15 protein-coding genes are annotated in these 18,651 nt (G+C 71.5%); 7 read left to right on the plus strand and 8 right to left on the minus strand.

Translation table 11 applies throughout. The annotated features are described in order from the left end of the window. The first annotated feature begins 115 nt into the window (after positions 1 to 115). Entirely contained in the window at positions 116 to 1,570 is a 1,455-nt protein-coding gene (locus tag EHS43_RS15725) for a glyceraldehyde-3-phosphate dehydrogenase (protein WP_125191393.1), read from the plus strand. A gap of 11 nt (positions 1,571 to 1,581) precedes the next feature. On the opposite strand, the gene EHS43_RS15730 is transcribed toward EHS43_RS15725, so the two are convergent. From EHS43_RS15730 to EHS43_RS15750, 4 genes are all read right to left on the minus strand, one after another. Beyond that, on the minus strand, positions 1,582 to 2,127 hold the full coding sequence (locus tag EHS43_RS15730) for a DinB family protein (RefSeq protein ID WP_125191394.1): 546 nt from the start codon (positions 2,125 to 2,127) through the stop codon (positions 1,582 to 1,584). A gap of 381 nt (positions 2,128 to 2,508) precedes the next feature. Further along, entirely contained in the window at positions 2,509 to 4,149 is a 1,641-nt protein-coding gene (locus EHS43_RS15740) for a thiamine pyrophosphate-binding protein (protein ID WP_125191396.1), read from the minus strand. Continuing rightward, positions 4,146 to 4,934, minus strand: a complete 789-nt coding sequence (locus tag EHS43_RS15745) for a cyclase family protein (protein ID WP_125191397.1) — start codon at positions 4,932 to 4,934, stop codon at positions 4,146 to 4,148. Before EHS43_RS15745 ends, EHS43_RS15740 begins: the two co-directional genes overlap by 4 nt. A 149-nt stretch (positions 4,935 to 5,083) precedes the next feature. After that, the gene (locus EHS43_RS15750; RefSeq protein ID WP_125191398.1) at positions 5,084 to 5,281 is read right to left on the minus strand and encodes a hypothetical protein; all 198 of its coding nucleotides are present in this window, start codon (positions 5,279 to 5,281) and stop codon (positions 5,084 to 5,086) included. 515 nt (positions 5,282 to 5,796) lie between these two features. Between EHS43_RS15750 and EHS43_RS15755 the strand changes: the two genes are divergently transcribed. Beyond that, the gene (locus tag EHS43_RS15755) at positions 5,797 to 6,822 is read left to right on the plus strand and encodes a LacI family DNA-binding transcriptional regulator (protein WP_125191399.1); all 1,026 of its coding nucleotides are present in this window, start codon (positions 5,797 to 5,799) and stop codon (positions 6,820 to 6,822) included. Here the strand turns inward: EHS43_RS15755 and EHS43_RS15760 are convergent. Continuing rightward, positions 6,805 to 10,734 carry a glycosyl hydrolase gene (locus tag EHS43_RS15760; protein WP_125191400.1) on the minus strand — a complete coding sequence of 1,310 codons (3,930 nt, stop codon included), beginning with the start codon at positions 10,732 to 10,734 and terminating at the stop codon, positions 6,805 to 6,807. The genes EHS43_RS15755 and EHS43_RS15760 overlap by 18 nt on opposite strands. Before the next feature lie 240 nt (positions 10,735 to 10,974). Here EHS43_RS15760 and EHS43_RS15765 point away from each other — a divergent pair, with 240 nt between their 5' ends. Continuing rightward, on the plus strand, positions 10,975 to 12,270 hold the full coding sequence (locus EHS43_RS15765; protein ID WP_125191401.1) for an MFS transporter: 1,296 nt from the start codon (positions 10,975 to 10,977) through the stop codon (positions 12,268 to 12,270). A 25-nt stretch (positions 12,271 to 12,295) separates the two neighbouring features. Beyond that, on the plus strand, positions 12,296 to 13,768 hold the full coding sequence (locus EHS43_RS15770) for an L-fucose/L-arabinose isomerase family protein (protein WP_125191402.1): 1,473 nt from the start codon (positions 12,296 to 12,298) through the stop codon (positions 13,766 to 13,768). A gap of 96 nt (positions 13,769 to 13,864) precedes the next feature. On the opposite strand, the gene EHS43_RS15775 is transcribed toward EHS43_RS15770, so the two are convergent. From EHS43_RS15775 to EHS43_RS15785, 3 genes are all read right to left on the minus strand, one after another. Continuing rightward, positions 13,865 to 14,335, minus strand: a complete 471-nt coding sequence (locus tag EHS43_RS15775; RefSeq protein WP_125191403.1) for a carboxymuconolactone decarboxylase family protein — start codon at positions 14,333 to 14,335, stop codon at positions 13,865 to 13,867. Positions 14,336 to 14,461: 126 nt separating this feature from the next. Continuing rightward, on the minus strand, positions 14,462 to 15,085 hold the full coding sequence (locus EHS43_RS15780) for a restriction endonuclease (protein ID WP_125191404.1): 624 nt from the start codon (positions 15,083 to 15,085) through the stop codon (positions 14,462 to 14,464). Between the two features lie 230 nt (positions 15,086 to 15,315). Next, positions 15,316 to 16,374: a glycoside hydrolase family 5 protein gene (locus EHS43_RS15785; RefSeq protein ID WP_125191405.1), complete on the minus strand. Its 1,059-nt coding sequence runs from the start codon at positions 16,372 to 16,374 to the stop codon at positions 15,316 to 15,318. Positions 16,375 to 16,521: 147 nt separating this feature from the next. Here EHS43_RS15785 and EHS43_RS15790 point away from each other — a divergent pair, with 147 nt between their 5' ends. From EHS43_RS15790 to EHS43_RS15795, 3 genes are all read left to right on the plus strand, one after another. Then, entirely contained in the window at positions 16,522 to 17,598 is a 1,077-nt protein-coding gene (locus tag EHS43_RS15790; protein WP_125191406.1) for a LacI family DNA-binding transcriptional regulator, read from the plus strand. Beyond that, a complete protein-coding gene (locus EHS43_RS47735) occupies positions 17,595 to 17,717 on the plus strand; it encodes a hypothetical protein (protein ID WP_260470548.1) in 123 nt (40 codons plus the stop codon). Before EHS43_RS15790 ends, EHS43_RS47735 begins: the two co-directional genes overlap by 4 nt. Positions 17,718 to 17,750: 33 nt before the next feature. Beyond that, positions 17,751 to 18,651 (plus strand): MFS transporter (locus EHS43_RS15795; RefSeq protein WP_260470549.1); only part of this gene is annotated, 901 nt, incomplete at its 3' end.

An 18,651-nucleotide genomic window follows, 5' to 3' on the forward strand; every position in this document is an offset into this window, starting at 1 on the left:
GTCCCGGACACCACGCCGCCCCGGCTGCTGGGGCAGTGAGCTCCGCCACCCCGACGATCGATCAAAACATCAGGGGGTTAGCATATGAGCGCTGCCTAGCTCGAAAGAGAATTCTGTGACTGTCAAGGACGACTCGTTCACCGACTGGAAGAACCGCGAGGAGATCGCGGAATCGATGATCCCGATGATCGGGAGGCTGCACCGGGAGCGTGATGTAACGGTTCTCCTGCACAGCCGTTCCCTGGTGAACAAGTCGGTGGTCAGCATCCTCAAGACCCACCGGTTCGCCCGGCAGATCGCCGGTGAGGAACTCTCCGTCACCGACACCCTGCCCTTCGTCCAGGCCCTCACCGCGCTGGACCTCGGCCCCTCGCAGATCGACATCGGCAGGCTGGCCGAGATCTACCAGGCCGACGACCGCGGACTGTCGGTGGCCGAGTTCACCGCCGAGGCCGTGGCCGGCGCGACGGGCGGCAACAAGATCGACCGCCGTGAGCCGCGGGACGTCGTCCTCTACGGCTTCGGCCGCATCGGCCGCCTGGTGGCCCGGCTGCTGATCGAGAAGGCCGGTTCCGGCAACGGACTCAGGCTGCGCGCGATCGTCGTCCGCGGCGGCGGCGGGCGGGCCTCCGAGGATCTCGTCAAGCGGGCCTCGCTGCTGCGCCGGGACTCCATCCACGGCCAGTTCCAGGGCACGATCACCGTCGACGAGGCCGAGAGCGCGATCGTCGCCAACGGCAACACCATCAAGGTGATCTACGCCAACGACCCCTCCGAGGTCGACTACACGGCGTACGGCATCAAGAACGCCATCCTCATCGACAACACCGGCAAGTGGCGTGACCGCGAGGGCCTGTCCCAGCACCTGCGCCCCGGCATCGACAAGGTCGTGCTGACCGCGCCGGGCAAGGGCGACGTCCCCAACATCGTGCACGGCGTCAACCACGACACCATCAAGCCGGACGAGCAGATCCTGTCCTGCGCGTCCTGCACCACCAACGCGATCGTGCCGCCGCTGAAGGCGATGGCCGACGAGTACGGGGTGCTGCGCGGGCACGTGGAGACGGTCCACTCGTTCACCAACGACCAGAACCTGCTGGACAACTACCACAAGGCCGACCGCCGGGGCCGTTCCGCGCCGCTGAACATGGTGATCACGGAGACGGGCGCCGCCTCCGCCGTCGCCAAGGCGCTGCCCGAGCTCAAGGCGCCGATCACCGGCAGCTCGATCCGGGTGCCGGTGCCGGACGTCTCCATCGCGATCCTGAGCCTGCGCCTGGGCCGTGAGACCACCCGCGAGGAGGTCCTCGAACACCTGCGGGACGTCTCGCTGACCTCCCCGCTCAAGCGCCAGATCGACTTCACCACGGCCCCCGACGCGGTCTCCAGCGACTTCATCGGCTCCCGCCACTCCTCGATCGTCGACGCCGGCGCGACCAAGGTCGACGGGGACAACGCGATCCTCTACCTCTGGTACGACAACGAGTTCGGCTACTCCTGCCAGGTGGTCCGGGTGGTGCAGCACGTGACCGGGGTGGAGTACCCGACCTATCCGGCGCCCGCGGTCTGATCCGCGGCGCCTCAAGGAGCGGGGCGGCGGGGCCGTTCCCGGTACAGGTCGCGCAGCAGGGCGATCTCGGCGCCGTGGTGCAGGACTTCCTGGTTGACCCACCACACGACGTCCAGGAAGGGCTCCTCCGGGTCGCTCCCGTGCGGGTAGGTGCAGCGGCCGACGACGTCGAGATCGCCGTCGCCGGTGGCGCGCAGCGCTGCGCGCCAGGCCTCGGCGGCCGCGTCGAAGGCGGCGATCGCGTCGGCGGCGGTGCCGCTGACGCGATAGTCGTCGCGGGTGAGGGTGTGGGTGCCCGTGGTGTGGTCGGCACGCAGGAGCAGCATCTCGCTGAGGTGGCTCAGGCGCCACGCGAGGGTCGTGAACGGCGGCGGAACGGGGTGCGGGTGGGGCGCGGCGTCCCGGCCCCAGTCGCCGGTCCCGGTCAGGAAAGCGGCCCGCGCCCCGGGTCCGTCCGTACGCCGCCGGACCGACCAGCACCGGGGCACCGGCTCCCAGAGGTACTCCTCGTCGGTCATCGCCCCGACCGGGGTCCGCGAGCCGTCGCCGCTGTCCATGACCGGCCCGGCGAGCCGGCCGGACAGCCGCTCGCAGGACCAGTCGAACTGGTCCAGCAGCGGAGCTAGGGCGTGTTGCGAAAGTCCCGTCGTTCGCCCGAAGGGCGGGCCTCGCGGCGTCAGGTGCGTGCTCTCGGCGTGCCGGGCGGAAGCCCTCGTACTGGATGTACTTGGGCTTTCGCCCGGTGCGGCGAAGGGGGTCCCCCGTCCGAGCCCTGCGCAGCAGGTTCGAGGATGGGGGCGCGTGCATGGCGTCGCGAGGCAGGCGGGACTTTCGCAACACGCCCTGGTCGAGGTCCTGGCGTCATCCGTGCTCCCTGGTCGTCGGGCCCGCCAGGCTGGCACATCGCGGGCCGCTCCCGCCCCTGCTTTTTGACGGGTCTAGTGCCCGCGGAACGCCTCCTCCAGCCACCACGCCCCGCGGTCCCGCACCACCTTGGCGTCGATCAACAGGGGGGCGGAGCGCGGTCCGGTGACCCAGTCCTCGACGGCCTTGAGATCCGTCGGCGTCCGCACGGTCACCGCCTCGAAACCGTAGCCGCGGGCCACGGCCGCGATGTCGGTCGGCGGGAACTCGACCGTGTCCAGCGGGTGCCCGCCGGGGCCGAAGTGGTGCACCTCGGCGCCGTAGCCGTCGTCGTTGTACACGACGACGACCATGGGCAGCCCGAGCCGCCGTACGGTGTCCAGGTCGGCGGCGCCCATCAGCGCGCCCCCGTCGCCGAGCGCGGCCACCGGCAGCCGGTCCGGACGGGCCAGGGCCGCGCCGATCGCGGTGGCGAGGCCGAGGCCGATCGACTGGTAGGCCTGGGTGAAGCAGAAGCCGTCCTGGTCGGGCACCGAAAGGAACATGCTCGGGTAGCCCATGAAGTTGCCGGAGTCCACGCCGACCACCCGCTGCGCGGGGAGGATGTCGTCGAGCGCGATGCTGAGGGTGCGGGGGTCGATCCGCTCGCGGGTGCTCGTGTCCTCGTACGGCACATCGCGCCAGCGCAGGCGGGTGGCGAGGGCCTCGGCGACGTCGGGGGTGCGCAGGCCCTGCCGTGGCCCGCGGGAGGCGGCGAGGACGTGCCGGGCGGTGTGTGCGACATCGCCGGTGATCCCCAGCCGCACCTCCCGGTGCGCGCCGAGGGCAGCGGGGTCGTCGTCGACCTGCACCACGGTCGTGCCCGCGCCGATCAGGGAGCCGTGCCGCATGGTCCACATGTTCAGCGCGCAGCCCCAGCCGACGATCACGTCCGCGCCGCCGATGAGTTCGGCCGCGAGGGGTGAGGCGAAGCCTCCGGACACGTCGAGCGACCAGGGGTTGCCGTGGAACAGGCCGCGCGCCACGGCCGACGTCGCCAGCAGGGCGCCGCAGCGTTCCGCGAGGGCTTCGAGGGCGTCCCGGGCGGCGGGTGAGCGTGCGCCGCGGCCGGCCACGAAGACCGGGCGCCGGGCCTCTTCCAACACCCTTGTCAGGGCCGCGACTTCGGAGGCGGCCGCTTCGACGGCCGGACGGGGCGGCGGGGGGGCCGCCTGGGCGAGGGCTCCCTCGGGTGCCTCCGACTCCTGTACTTCCAGGGGCAAGTTGAGCAACACCGTGCGCCGCTCGTGCAGGGCCCGCCGCACCGCCGCGCAGGCCTGTTCCACGGCCTCCCCGGCCGAGGTGATCCGCAGCGGCACCGCGCCCACCGCCGTGCCCAGCGCGTCCTGGTCGACGTAGAAGTTGGAGGTCGGCCGGGTGACCTCGGCCGCGAGCACCACGAGCGGTGTGCGGCTCTTGGCGGCCTCGGCGATCCCCGTCATCGCGTTGGTCAGCCCTGGCCCCTGGTGGACGCTGACGGCGGCCACCGTGCCGCTCACCCGCGCGTACGCGTCTGCCATCGTCGCCGCGCCGCCCTCGTGGCGTGCGGCGACGAAGTGCGCGCCGGCCGCGACCAGGGCGTTGGTCAGATGGAAGTTCCCGGATCCGACGACGCCGAAGACCTGCTCGATCCCGGCCCGGTGCAGGGCCCGTCCGACGGCCTCCGCCACCTTCATGACCGCTCCACCAGCGCCAGCACGCGCGCCGGTGCGCCGGAGCCCGTGACGATGGGCAGCGGCCCGGCGACGACGACGCTGCCGGTGGCGGGCAGCGCGCCGAGGTTCTGGAGCTGGGTCAGGCCGTACTTGCCGCTGCCCATCAAGTGGGAGTGGCAGGGGAAGGCGGGGTCGAAGGAGTGCGCGCGCCCGGCGTCCGTGCCGACCGTTTCCACGCCGAGCCCCAGCACGGGCGACTCCTCGGCCACCCAGCGGGCGCACTCCGGGGACAGCCCGGGAGTGTGCGGGCCGCTCTCGTCGGCGTTCAGGAAGGCCTCCTGGGAGTGCGAGCGGGCGTCCCAGCCGGTGCGCAGAAGGAGCCAACCCCCCTCGGGCAGCGCCTCGTTGTGTGCCTCCCAGGTCTTGATGTGGTCCACCTCCACCAGGAAGTCGGGGTCCTTGGCGGCCTCGGCGGTGAAGTCCAGTACGACGGCCGGGGCGATGAGCCGCTGCGGTGGGACGGACGCCACGTCGGCGAGGTCCTTGCCGGTCACCCAGTGGTTCGGGGCGTCGAAGTGGGTGCCGGTGTGCTCCCCACTGCGGAAGTTGTTCCAGTACCAGGCCGGTCCGCGGTCGTCGTACCGGCTGATCTCCTCGAGTTCGAACACCGCCGTCTGGCCGAACTGCGGCGGCAGCTGGATCACAGGGGTGGACGAGGACAGGGGCGAGGTGAGATCGACGACTTCGATCGAACCGGCCCGCAGGGCGGACACCAGCGCGGCGAGAAGGGACGGCTGCTCGTGCATGAGGGCCTCCAGGAACGCTCCGGGGCTGCCAGCATGGCATCGCGCCGGCCGTCGGGCCTCACCGTCCGCACCGAGGGGACCGCGAAGGACACCCGAAAAGCACGACGGGCCCCGGATCGCATGATCCGGGGCCCGTGGCAGGCGTGCGGTCAGTTCACGCCGACGTGGGCGTTGACGCCGAGCGCGACACCCTCGGCGGAGACGAAGGCACCGGCGTCGGCGCAGACCTCGAGGTGCGCCACCTGGAGGTGGACACCGGCAGCGGTCGCGGCGGCGACGCCACCGGAGACGTTGTCCAGGTCGGCGTCGTCGAGCTGGACGGCCTCGATGTGGGGGGTGACGTTCATGGCGCGCGGTTCCTTTCGCATGAGCAATCCTCAAGGAGGTGGGACACCGGATGGAAGCACGCCGGGCATGGACACGGCCAGTCAGCCGGACGTGCGCAGGCGCGGGATGCCATTGCCGCCTTCACCGGCGTCGCAACACGGTCACCCGATCCCCCTGTTCCTTCACAGGATTTGCTGGAGCGGTTCCCGCGCCTTCATGGCCGTGAGGTTCCCAAGACGGACACTCCACCACCAAAAAGCCGTGCGTCGGCGTGACCATGACTACGGTTCAGTTTCGGCGTGGCCGAGCGGTGAACGGTGTGCAGGTTCACCGGTTTTTCCATGCGGCTCAGCCGAAGTCGACATCGCCGCACAACTGGCCGTCGGGGACGACGGCCTTCAAGGCCGTGCCGCTCCCGCGGCAGCCAACGTGCGGAAAACGTTCCAACCATGGCCGGGGTAGACTTGCGTCGCCCATCTGGAAGTGCGTACGAGGACCGCGTCCTTCCTGGTCGTACGGCTGCAACAGCGAGGGGGTGGACGTCATTTCGGTTCGCCCCGCCCGTATCCAGGACGTCGCGGCCGCCGCCGGCGTCTCGGTCTCCACCGTGTCGAACGTCCTGAACCGGCCCGAGCGGGTCAACGCCCGCACCGCGGCCCGGGTCCGTGACGCGGTCGCCGCACTCGACTACGTCCCCCATCCGGGAGCCGCCGGGCTGCGCACCGGACACTCGTCGTCGATCGGCCTGGTGCTGCCGGACGTGGCCAACTCGTTCTACTCCCGCATCGCGCGCGGCGCCGCGGACGCGGCCTACGAGCACGGCTACGCCCTCGTCCTGTGCGACAGCGGGGACGCCCCCGAGCGGGAGCAGGGCTACTTCACCATGCTCGCCGAACAGCGGGCGGTCGGCGCGGTGGTGGTCCCGCTCAGCGCCGACCCGACCCGGTTGTCACGGCTGCGCGAGCGCGGCATCCCGCTGGTCCTGGCGGACCGCGCGATGCCCGCCCAGGAGGGCTGCTCGGTCTCGGTGGACGACATCGCCGGCGGCCGCATCGCCGTGCAGCACCTCCTCGAGCGCGGGGCGCGCGACATCCTCGTGGTCAACGGCGAGCGCACGATCCGTCAGTGCGCCGACCGCTACCAGGGCGCCCGCCAGGCCGTGCGCACCCGGCGCGAGGCCCGCCTCGGCCAGGTCGTCGCCGAGGAGATGACGGTGGCGTACGGCAGCGAGATCGCCCTGGGCCTCGACGAGTTGCCGGACGGGGTGTTCTGCACCAACGACTTCCTCGCCGCGGGCCTGTGCCGGGCACTGGGCGAACGCGGTGTGAAGGTCCCGGAGGACGTGCAGGTGGTCGGCTACGGCGACCTGGACATCGCGAGTTTCGTGGGCACGACCCTGACGACGGTCCGCCAACCGGTCGAGGAACTCGGCCGGGCGGCCGTCGAGATGCTCCTGGACGAGGTGGAGGCCCGCGCGGAACACGCCCACGAGGCAAGGGTGTTCGCACCGGGACTGGTCCTGCGGGACTCCACCCGGACGTCCTCAGACGCGCCTTTCTAGCCGCACCGGCCCGAGCAGCCCCGAGGGAAGCTGGGAGGGGAAGGCCCAGGCGGTGGGAGTGGCCTCGGCGAGGTACGGGGCCAGGGTGTTGTGGACGGTCACGTCGAGGCGGACGGTACGCCCGGCGCTCCCGCGCAGCTCGAAGCGGTACGGCGCACAGAACGCCTCGCCGACGAGTTCGCCGTCCACCCGCACCTCGACGCTGCCGCGCACCCGCCCCAGATCCAGCACCGGGTCCGGTCCGGCCGGCACCTGAAGGGTCCGCGCGTAGGTCACGCCCCCGCTCCAGCCGCCGAGCCCCAGCTCGCCCCACTCCCCCAGCGGCAGGGGCGCCGGTACCGTGCGCACCCGCACCGGCCCCCGCCAGGCGGAGCCGCCGCGCAGAACGGCCGTGGGCGCGGTGACGACTTCGCACTCGGCCGCCTTGTCGAGCGGCTGATCGAGCCGCAACTCCTGCTGGTGCAGCTCATGTTCGGGGCCGCCCTCGATCCTCACCCGTGCCGGAAGCTCCAGTGGCAGATCGAGTGACACGGTTCCCGCCGGCAGGGTGAAGCGGAAACGCTGTTCCGCCTCCCGGAGGCAGTCGGTGGACCGCAGGGGCAGTGCGGAGGAGCCGAGCACCGGGGCGCCGGCCAGCCACTCGGCACCGCGTAGCGGATGCGGCCGTACCGCGGCGGCACAGTGCTGCAACTCCCCCCAGCGGCCCTCGTGTTCGACGGTCGAGCCGTGCCACTGCCCGGTCCCGGCCTCCCAGCCCGGGCCGCTGACGAGGGCGGTGGTGTCCGCCACGAGGTCGACGTAGAAGGCGTCCCGGGCGTCGACGCTGTCGGCGACCAGGTCGAGGACGTGGTCGCCGCCCTCCAGGGTCAGTTCGTGCCGGAAGAACATCGGTACCGCGCCCCAGTCGGACTCGTAGTACTCGGCCTTCTCCTGCCGTGCGACGACGGCTCCGTCGAGCAGCACGGTCACACCGACCGCGGCGCCCACGACGAGGACCGCGGGCGCTCCCACTTCCCGGCCCGGGACGCTGATCCGGCCGCGGTAGGTCACGCTGCCGTCCGGTCGTACGCCGTCGGGCAGGCGCATGAACAGCGGCCGCCGGGTGAAGGCGTCCGGGTGGGACAGGCAGAAGTAGCTGCCCAGGGGGGTGTCGGCGGCTCCCGAGATGATCTGCGGGCGGTCGAGGGCGTCGGACAGCTCGTACTCCAGCACGTTGCGGGCCCGTTCGACCTCCACCCGGGCCGACGCGAGATAGCCGCCGCCGGTGTCCAGCCGACGGCCGTTCCACCACACGCGTTTGACCGCCGCCGCGCCGACGTGCAGGTCGGCGGGCCCATGGTGACCGGTCTCCACGACGGTCCTGACCCGGGCGAGGGTCCCGGGCACGGGCACCGGGACCCGCACGAACTCCTCCGGCACCAGGCCCTTGTTGCCGAGCACCCCGTCGGGGTCGGGGATGCCACGACTCGACGAGTACAGCGAGACATCCCACTCCGCCGGAGCCAACTCCTGTTCGCCGGACAGGACTTGTTCGACGGCCGCCGGGTCCAGGGGCGCCGGTGCCTGCGCGGAGGGCACGGGGGGCAGCACGCGGACGCGGTTGCCGTAGGTGGCCCTGACCGGCTGCCAGGAGTCCCCGGTCTCCGTCCACCCCATGGTCCAGATCTGCGGTTCACACAGGGACGATCCGGCGGGCAGGGCCAGGTCTCCCCAGGTGTTGTCCATGGTGGGCGCGAGGCGGCCCTCCCAGCCGGCCGACAGGTCGATCGACTCCGTCGGCCGCGCGGGCGAGGGGGGCACGGCCTCCGCGGACGGACCCTCACGCCATACGACGAGGGCGGCGGGGGCGCCCTCCAACGGCACCTCGATGGTCGAGACGCCGTCGGTGACGGTGACGCGCCCCATGCGGCGGGTGCCGGTCGCCGGGTCCCAGATCTCGGCCTCGGCGACCGGCGCCCGCACGGTGACGGAGGAGGTCCGGGCGTAGCGCGCGGGGTCGATCTCGTGGCGGCCCTCCGGCGGATGCGTCCGGGCGTCCGGGAACGCGCCCGTGACCAGGGCGACCGCCGTGTCGCCCTTCCTCCTGACGAGCAGCGGAACCTCCCCCGTCGCGTATCCGGCGGTGTCGGCCACCGCCGCCGCACCGGCCTCGGCGTCGGCCACCCGCTCCAGGCGGGGATGGTCGAGGAGCGCGGCCACGGCCCCGTCGTCGCCCGCGAGCCCGGCCGCGCGGGCCGGCGGGCGGCCGACGACCACGACCCGTCCCTGGGCGTCGAGCAGTTCGGTCAGCCGTCGGGCCGTCTCGTGCTCCAGGACGCTCGCGGAGGGCAGCAGGACCGTGGTGTACGCGAGGTCCCTGACGCGCAGGGCCCCGTCGCCGGCCTTGGCGCCCTGGATCGAGGCGTCGTCGATGACGTCGAAGGAGACAGACCGGCGGTCGAGGGCCCCGACGGCGGGCCTGAGCCAGTTGTTGCTGCCGCACAGCTCCAGGTAGTCGCGCTGGGTCTCGTCGGCCTCGGCGTGGGCCGCGCCGAGGCGGCCGTCGCCGAAGTGCTGGACGGGAGCGTCCAGGGGAAGCAGGGCCTGCATGGTGGCGGTCGGGTGCAGGACCGCCACGTCGGCGCTGTAGGTGCCCCAGGACAGGATCGAGCACATCCGCGCGACCGCCCGGGAGAAGGCGGGGTACTGCCGCCAGTAGGGCTGGCGCCAGTCGGTGGACGGCGGCGCCCACTCGAACCAGCCGCCCGCGGTGCCGAAGTAACTGGCGTGCGGGTTGTAGAGGTTGGCGCCGCTGCGCAGGAAGGGCAGCAGCCAGTCGTAGGTCTCCTCCAGGGTGCCGCCCCAGCCCGAGGAGTGGAACGACTCGATCCAGACGCGCTCGTGGCCGTAGAGGTGGGCCATCGAGGAGTGCACCTTGGCGTCGCCGTGGTGGTCGCTGCCCGCCGCGCTGTACCAGCGGTGGGTGCGGAAGTAGTCCGTGTAGAGCTGCGTCGACTGGGCCGGGAAGCCGGAGCGGGCGGGGTGGCTCTGGTCGCAGCCCAGGAGCAGGCCGCGTTCCTCGTGCCAGGCGGCGAGGGGGCGGAAGAGGGCCTCTTCGGTGAGTTCGGCACGGACGGCGTAGTAGTCGGCGCGAATCCTCCTGGCCCGGTCGGAGTCGTCCCCGGCGAAAAGGGCGGGGAGGTGGTCGAGGAGGTCGTAGCCGCGCCGGGTCCGGAACTCCTCGGGGAAGCGGCCGGTCCAGGAGTTGGTGGCGGGCAGTTCGTCCTGGAAGCTGCCGGCGATGACGTTGCCCAGGTACTCCGGTACGCGGCGGTCGTACTCGTGATGAATGGCATCGAACAGGAGTCCGACGGACTGCGGGTTCAGATAGTCGAAGGCCGTGGGTACGGCGAGGACCAGGCGTACCTCGGTGCCGTCGGGGGCCTCGACGTGCGCCGGGCCGGTGACCGGCAGGCGGGCGCCCGTGCCGTCGTACGCGCCGAGCAGGGTCTCCGTGCCCTTCAGCGTGACCGTGCCGGCCCTGACCACCGCCGGGCGTGAGCGCAGGGCGCGGCCCGCCGCCTCGGGGTGCCGGCGGGTGATGCCGCCCTGGACGTTGGCGCCGGAGAAGCCGATCTGGTCGTAGAACCACAGGCGGGTGCCCAGGTCACCGGCGATCTCGCAGGCGTCCTGGAAGCGGGCCCACCACTCCTCGCCGAACCACACCGGGTCGTCGGTCCGGGCGCCGAAGGTCGGGCCGGCCGGGGCCAGGTTGATCACCACGAGGTTGTGGACGCCGCCGTCCGCGAACCGGCGCAGTTGCCAGGCCAGACGGTCACGGGTGACCTTTGCGCCGGACCACCACCACAGCGGGGTGGGACCGAAGTCCCGGGGCGGGTTGTCGAACAGCTGTCGCAGGGCTGGAGAGATCACGGATGGGTCCTTCCGAGTACGGCCCGGACACTCTCACGGATCAAAAACGTTTTATGTCAGCCTCACCGTAGGACACCCCCATGGCGCTCACCAGATCTGCGGAGCCGTCAGGTCGTTTCCACGGATGGCCGCATGACGTCTTGTTGGAACGTTTTTACGCTCCTATAGTCGCTGGACATCGGCCGAGAACAGCGACGTCCCCCTCCGCTCGGACCCCCTCTCCCCAGACGGAGCCGCATCATGGCCCGAACCTCGCCTGCCCCCAGCCAGCCGGAACCGCCCATCGAGAAGCGCCTGTGGAAGGTCGCGACCCTCTCCGGCATGGCGTCCTACCTCGACGCCGCCCTCATCGTGAGCATCGGCGTCAACCTGGCCATCTACCGCGACGCCTATGACATGGGCGTCTGGATGGCCGGCGCGATCAGCGCGATCGTCACCATCTGCATCGCCGTCGGCTCCCTCGTCGGCGGCCGGCTCGCCGACGTGTTCGGCCGGCGTCGCCTCTACAACCTCGACATCCTCTGTTACGCCGTCGGGGCGGTCGTCATCACGCTCGCGCCCGACGACATCACCCTTCTGGTGGGTGTGCTGCTCGCCGGTCTCGCGGCCGGCGCCGACCTGCCGACTTCCCTGGCCGTGGTCTCGGACGCGTCCCCCGACCACGCCCGGGGACGGCTCATCGCGTTCACGCAGGTCATGTGGATGCTGGGCATCATCGTCGTGGTCTTCGCGGGGTTCGCCCTGTCGGACACCGGCATGCTGGGGGCCCGGCTGATCACCGGCCATCTGGCGGTGGCCGCCCTGCTCACCTGGCATCTGCGCTCGCGGCTGGAACTGGCCACCGGGCAGGACCCGGAGCAGGACCGGGTCTCGGTGGAGGCGGCAGAAGAGCAGGGCGTCGCGCTGAAGAACGTCTGGACCCGCGCCGCTCTGGTCCCCATGCTCGCGACCTTCGCCTTCTACGTCACCTGGGGCCTGGGCGCCAACACCATGGGCCAGTTCACGACGTACCTGCTGGTCACCGTCAGCGGTGCCTCGCAGAGCGTGGCGACCGGCATCAACCTGGCCTGTCTGCCCATCGGCCTGCTGCTGACGCTCGCCTTCGTGCGGATCGCCGACGGACCGCGCCGCGACCGGATGTTCTACATCGCCACGGTCGTGCAGATCGCGGCCTTCGCGATCGGCACCCTCACCCTGGGCGCCATCGTCGGCTTCCTCGTCTTCTACGTCCTCTACCAGCTGTCCTATCCCTTCGCGGGCGAGGCCAACTACAAGGTGTGGTCACAGCTGACGCTGCCCGCCGACACCCGGGGCACCACGCAGGGGATCACCTACGCCGTCTCGCGCGGGGTCTTCGCGGGCGTCGCGTTCGTCACGCCCGCCCTGCTCGACCGGAGCCCCAGCCTGTTGCTCTGGGTGATCACCGGCTGCATGGCCCTGTCCGCGGTCGCCGGCGTCTACATCGTGCGTGTCCTCGTCCCCCGCGCGTCCCCGGCCGCCACCGCTCCGGCGGACCTCAAGGTCGGGCAGACCTGAACCGAATCCCGAAGGAGCGCCGACCATGGCGACGACCGAATCCACCACGACGTACGCCGGTGAACGGGAGGCCGGACTGGGCGAGTTGCTCCCACCCGTGACCCGGCGCCGCCCGCGGGTCGGGCTGGTCTCCGGCGGCCTCGGCACCTACTGGCCGCAGTTCCCCGGTCTGCTGCCGCAGTTGAAGGAGTCCGCGGCCCATGTCGCCGAGCGGCTGGCGCAGTTGGACACGGAGGTGGCCGACGCCGGGTTCGTCTCCGACGCGCAGGAGGGCGCGGCGGCCGCCGAGCGGCTGCGGCGGGCGGACTGCGATCTGATCGTGCTGTTCCTGACGACCTATCTGACCTCGTCGATGGTGCTGCCGATCGCGCAGCGCACGAACACCCCGGTGCTGGTCGTCGACCTCCAGCCGTCCGAGCGGATGGACCACGCCTCCTTCGACACGGGCGACTGGCTGGCGTACTGCTCGCAGTGCTCCGTGCCGGAGGTCGGCAACGTCTTCCGCCGGGCCGGCATCCCCTTCCGGTCCGTGTCGGGTTGGCTGCGGCAGGAGTCGGCGTGGCGGCGCATCGAGCGGTGGGTGCGCGCGGCGCACGTCCGGGCCGCGCTCCGGCACGCCCGGCACGGGCTCATGGGGCACGTGTATCCCGGGATGCTCGACGTGCAGACCGATCCGACGCTGCTGTCGGCGACGTTCGGCTCGCACGTCGAGGTGCTGGAGTTCGACGATCTACGGCACCGGGTGGAGAAGGTGACCGAGGCGGAGACCCGGGAGCGGGTGGAGCTCGCCCGGCGGATCTTCGTCGTCGACGAGAGCGTGGTCGACGAGGACTTCGCCTGGGGCGCGACCGTGTCGGTGGCTCTCGACCGGCTGGTGGAGGACTTCGGGCTCGACACTCTCGCGTACTACCATCGCGGGCTCGACGGTGAGCAGCACGAGCGGCTCGGCGCCGGCATGATCCTGGGCGCCTCGCTGCTGACAGCCCGGGGTGTACCGGCGGCCGGTGAGTTCGAACTGCGCACCAGTCTGGCTCAGTTGGCCTCGCAGAGTGTCGGGGCCGGGGGCTCCTTCACGGAGATCCAGGCGCTGAACTTCGAGGACGGCGTGGTGGAGATGGGCCACGACGGGCCGGCCCATCTCGCGCTCAGTGCCCGCGACCCGCTGTTGCGCGGCCTCGGTGTCTACCACGGCAAGCGCGGCTGGGGGGTCAGCGTCGAGTTCGACGTGCGGCACGGCCCCGTGACCCTGCTCGGGCTGGGTCAGGACGCCGACGGCAGTCTGTCGTTCATCACGTCGGAGGGCACGGTCGTGCCGGGTCCGCTGCTGGCGATCGGCAACACGACCAGCAGGGTCGACTTCGGCCGGGATCCCGGCGAGTGGGTGGACGCGTGGAGCGCGACGGGGGTCGGGCACCACTGGTCGCTGGCGGTGGGGCATCACGGCGCCGACTTCGGGGCCGCGGCGAGTCTGCTGGGGATCGAGCACCGGCAGGTGTGACCGGCCCGCATCGGCGACGCCGACGCACTCCGGCCGAGTGACCGAGGTCGGGCCCGGGGTCTGCAGCCCCCGGTCCGGCCACCCGGTCCGGCCGGCTCAGCCGAACTGACCGACCACGTAGTCCCCGGCCGGCTGCTGGGTCATGACGTTCAGCCGGTTCAAGGCGTTGATGACGGCGATCAGGGAGACCAGGGCGAGGAGCTGCTCCTCGTCGTAGTGCTTGGCCGCGTTCTCCCAGACGTCGTCCGGCACGCCAGTACCGTCCGCGAGGCGGGTGCCCTGCTCCGCCAGCTCCAGCGCGGCACGCTCGGCCTCGGTGAAGACCTTGGCCTCACGCCAGGCGGCGACCATGTGGAGGCGCTGCGCGGTCTCGCCCGCGGCGGCGGCCTCCTTGGTGTGCATGTCGAGGCAGAACCCGCAGCCGTTGATCTGGCTCGCGCGGATCTTGACCAGTTCCTGGGTGGTCATCGGCAGTCCCGAGTCCGTGACCACCTTGCCCGCGGCGGCGAAGTGCTTCAGCAGCTTGCCGGCCAGCGGGCTGGTGAAGACGTTGAGTCGGGCTTCCATGGTGTGCTCCTTCGGCCGTTGTCGTTTGCTTCACCCCTATGACTGTCCGGCCCGGCGGAGTGTGACAGGTCTGCGTGTGACGTGCGTCTCCCTCAACCGGTGCGCCCGGCGGGGCACATGGGGGCCTCAGCCGCCGTACGCCTGCTTCCAGCGGGTCCGGTGCCGGGCGTCGCCCTGTCCGCGGCCGTTCACCCCGGCCAGGGACACGAGGGACGCTCCGTTGTTCCACAGGCCGAGGAGGTCGCGGTGCACGGCGAGGATGTCGTGCTCCCTCGCGAAGCTCTCGGAGGGGCCGCTGAAGCGCGTTGTCGTCACGAAGACGGCCACGTCGGCGCAGAAGTGCACCCGGGCGCCCAGCAGATCACGCAGTTCGCGGTTCGGGATCGCCCGGCTCGGCGCGTACCGCTTGCACTGGACGACCATGGTCCGGCCGTCCGGCAGCCGCCCGAGGACGTCGGCGCCGTTGTCGCCCGCGCCGCCCACCCGGCGGACCTCGGTGCACCCGTCACGCCGGCACAGGCCCGCGACCAGCTCCTCGAACTCGGTCCCCGTCATGACGTCCACCTGGGCGAGGGTGCGCCGGCCTGCCAGCACCGCGTCCTCCTGGCGCCTATGACGGTCCCGGCGGCGCAGGAGCCGGTCCGTCCGCCACAGCCACCAGCCGGCCGCCCCGGTGGCACCGACCAGCAGGAAACCCAACAGATACGGCCACACGCTCGTCCAGAAAACCAGGAGAAGGGTCAGCGCCACCGCGCCGCATCCCGCACCCCACCTGTTCCTCCGCGCCCGCCTTCTGCGAGCGGCCGTACCCCGTCGACGCCTGGCCACGGCGGCCTCCCCCGGTGTCCGTCCCTGTCCAGGAGTCTGGGCAGCTCGGGCAGGCGTGGGTAGGGCGCGCGTCGGCCACGTCCGAACCGTTGCCGTGGACACCGGTCGGCCGCGGCACCGAGGGGCACCGCGGCCGGCCGGGGTGGGAGGGGTCAGCCCTGGACGGGCTTGCCGCGTCCCCAGGCCCAGGCGAGGCGGTCGGCGCCGGTCTGGTTGGTGGTCTCCAGCCACGGGCGCGCCGACGGACCGACGAGCTTCTGCACCGAGTAGATGTCGTCGGTGCGCAGACCCGGCCAGTACACCGAGCCCATCTTCAGCTCGCGGAAGGTGTCGGTGACGGCCTGGATGAAGTTGACGTAGTTGTCGTCCGGGGTCTTCACGTTGTAGTTCAGACCGGTCGTCATCGGCGCGCCGAACTCGTCCGCCACGGTCCGGTTCGCGCAGTCGCCGATGCGGACCTTCAGGTCGGCCACCCACTCGTCGTAGGTGGCGTACGACTTCCAGAAGCCGTAGTGGTGCAGCGACAGGTAGGTGCCCTTCAGGCGCGGGTCGGCGCACACCGTCGTGACGTGGTCGTTGTACCCGGCGCCGCTCACGAAGACGCGGTTGCGCGGCACGGACTTGTAGGTGTGCAGCCACTTCGCGGCGATGTCGGCCCACTGGGTGTCGGTGTAGCCGTGCGGCTCGTTCATCGGCTCGAAGTAGACCCGGGAGTTGTTCTTGTAGGCCTTGACGACGGTGTTCCACATCGGCCAGTAGGTGGCCTCGTCGTCGATGTAGCCGTCCCTGCGGTCACCGGTGCCCTCCCAGTAGGACACGATGACCTTGAAGCCGTGTGCCGTCGCCGCGTCTATGACGCCCTTGTACGACTTCCAGTAGGAGCCGTTGACGGTGTAGGGGTTGATCGGCAGCCGGACGGTGTTGGCACCGAGGTTGGCGCGGAACGCCGAGATGATGCGGCTCGCCTTGGTGTACGTCTGGGCGTAGGTGTCGGAGGTCGACAGGCCCGACAGCTGGAGCTCGTCGTCGGCGAAGTTGTCGCGCGGGTCGGCCCAGTTGACGCCCTTGAACTGGGTCGTGTCGGTGGCGGGCGCGGCGGCGGAGGCGGGGCTGCCGGTGAGGGTGGCGCCGCTGATCGCGGCGATCGCGACGGCGACGAGCGAGGCACGCAGCCTCGCGGCGCGACGGGTGCTGACGGGGGTCTTGCGCATCGACCAAACCCTTTCGGAATGACAGCATGTTTACGTAAACATGACGGCGCCGGAATCGTGGCATCCGCCTCGGCGACCGTCAAGGTTTCCCACACGTAACATCCGGTGCGGCACGCAATACTTCGTGGGCGGTCGGAGGAGGCAGCAGTGGTGGAGCGGGGAGGATCCGGTGTCCCCGGAGGCAGACGCAAGCAGCGTGTGTCCATGGCCGACGTGGCCAAGCGGGCGGGCGTCTCCTCGCAGACCGTCTCGCGGGTCTCCAACGGCCACCCCGGGGTGATCAGTTCGACGCGCGAGCAGGTCCTGGCGGCGATGCGGGAGCTGGGTTACCGGCCCAACAGTGCGGCTCGGGCCCTGCGGTACGGCCAGTTCAACACCATCGGCGTGATCCTGTTCAGCCTGTCCTCCACCGGCAACAGCCGGACGGTGGAGGCGATCGCCACGCACGCGGCGGCGGAGGGGTACGCGATCACCCTGATCCCCATCGACGTGCCCACACAGGACAACGTCCTGGGCGCCTTCACCCGTATGGGTGAGCTGGCCGTCGACGCGGTCATCGTCATCATGGAGATCCACCTCCTCGACACCGGGACGGTGCAGCTGCCGCCCGGGGTGCATGTCGTCGTGGTGGACTCCGACGCCGGCGACCGCTACAGCGTGGTCGACACCGATCAGGCGGACGGCGCCCGGCAGGCCGTACAGCATCTGCTCGACCTGGGCCACCGGACCGTGTGGCACGTCACCGGGCCGCAGGCGTCCTTCGCGGGCCAGCGGCGCACGCAGGCGTGGCGCGCGGTGCTCCGGGAGGCCGGGCGCCCGGTGCCGCCCGCGCTGTACGGGGACTGGTCGGCGGAGTCCGGTTACGCGGCCGGGCTCGTGCTCGCCGAACCGCCGGACTGCACGGCCGTGTTCGCCGCCAACGACCAGATGGCGCTGGGGCTGCTGCGGGCGTTCCACGAGCGAGGGCTGTCCGTGCCCCATGACGTCAGCGTGGTCGGTTTCGACGACATCCCCGACGCGGCGTACTTCGTGCCGCCGCTCACCACCGTGCACCAGGACTTCGCTGAGGTGGGGCACCGCTGCGTCCAGAAGGTGCTCCAGCAGATCCGCGCGGGAGAGGGCGGACAGCCGGGCACCGACCTGGTCCCGACCAGCCTGGTGGTACGAAGCAGCACGGCCCCACCCGCGCACGCCGCGCACGCGCGACGAGGAGGACGGCTGTGATCGTCTGGAGCAACGGGGCTTTCGGCAGCGGCAGGACGACGCTGCCGGAGGAGTTGCGTACGCCGCCGTGGCTGCGGCCGCGGGAACCGGCCGGGCAGGTGCTCGCCCGGGTCGGTTGACCTTGTCCCAAGGGGAACCCTCAGCATCGCCGCATGGTGCGAGGGAAACGGGTGTTGCTCGATGCGGGGCCGCTGCGCGTGTGTGCGTTCCGGCGGTTGTGGACGGCGGGGATCGTGACCGGGCTCGGGGCTCAACTGACCGCGGTCGCCGTGCCGTTGCAGATCTACGAGTTTTCCGGATCGTCGGCGTGGGTGGGCCTGGCCGGTCTCGTGGGCCTCGTCCCGATGGCCGCGGCGGCGCTGTGGGGAGGAGCACTCGCCGACGTACGGGACCGGCGGCGGGTGCTGCTGACGACCACCGTCGGCATCGGGGTGACGTCCTTGCTGCTGTGGGCGCAGGCGTGGGCGGATCTGCGGTCGGTCGGTGTGCTGCTCGTGCTGGTGGGTGTCCAGCAGGCCCTGTTCGGCGCCAACTCCACGGTGAGCCGGGCCGTGACGCCGCGCCTGGTACGGCCCGAACTGCTGTCCGCCGCCAACGCGTTGCAGTCGGTGGTCCTGCTGTCGGCCGGGATCGCCGGACCGTTGCTGGCCGGAGCGCTGCTCCCGGTGGTGGGGAGCCGGACGCTGTATCTGGCGGACGCGATCGCGGTCTGCGCGACGGTGTGGGCGGTATGGCGGCTGCCGGCCCTGCCCCCGGTCGCCGACGGAGGAGGTCCGCGAGAGCCGGTTCTGCGGCAGATCGCGGACGGCCTGAGGTTGGTGAGGCGACGTCAGGTGCTGCTGACGGTCTATCTCTGCGACTTCGCCGCCCTGTCCCTCGGTCTGCCCACGGCACTCTTCCCGCAACTGGCGGCCGAGACCTTCCACCCGTCGGACATCGGGGTGCTGTACGCCGCTGTCTCGGCCGGTGGTGTGTTGGCGGGATTGTTCTCCGGGGGCTTCACCCGTGTCCGCCGCCACGGTGTCGCGGTGGCGGTCTCGGCCGGGGTGTGGG

This window comes from Streptomyces sp. RP5T, from assembly GCF_003933965.1.
GTDB lineage: Bacteria > Actinomycetota > Actinomycetes > Streptomycetales > Streptomycetaceae > Streptomyces.

Coding starts and splice junctions, on each gene's coding strand:
- EHS43_RS15765 (WP_125191401.1), top strand. CDS start 10,975: ATGGCCCGAACCTCGCCTGCCCCCAGCCAGCCGGAACCGCCCATCGAG.
- EHS43_RS15785 (WP_125191405.1), bottom strand. CDS start 16,374: ATGCGCAAGACCCCCGTCAGCACCCGTCGCGCCGCGAGGCTGCGTGCC.
- EHS43_RS15775 (WP_125191403.1), bottom strand. CDS start 14,335: ATGGAAGCCCGACTCAACGTCTTCACCAGCCCGCTGGCCGGCAAGCTG.
- EHS43_RS15740 (WP_125191396.1), bottom strand. CDS start 4,149: ATGAAGGTGGCGGAGGCCGTCGGACGGGCCCTGCACCGGGCCGGGATC.
- EHS43_RS15730 (WP_125191394.1), bottom strand. CDS start 2,127: ATGGACAGCGGCGACGGCTCGCGGACCCCGGTCGGGGCGATGACCGAC.
- EHS43_RS15770 (WP_125191402.1), top strand. CDS start 12,296: ATGGCGACGACCGAATCCACCACGACGTACGCCGGTGAACGGGAGGCC.
- EHS43_RS15750 (WP_125191398.1), bottom strand. CDS start 5,281: ATGAACGTCACCCCCCACATCGAGGCCGTCCAGCTCGACGACGCCGAC.
- EHS43_RS15745 (WP_125191397.1), bottom strand. CDS start 4,934: ATGCACGAGCAGCCGTCCCTTCTCGCCGCGCTGGTGTCCGCCCTGCGG.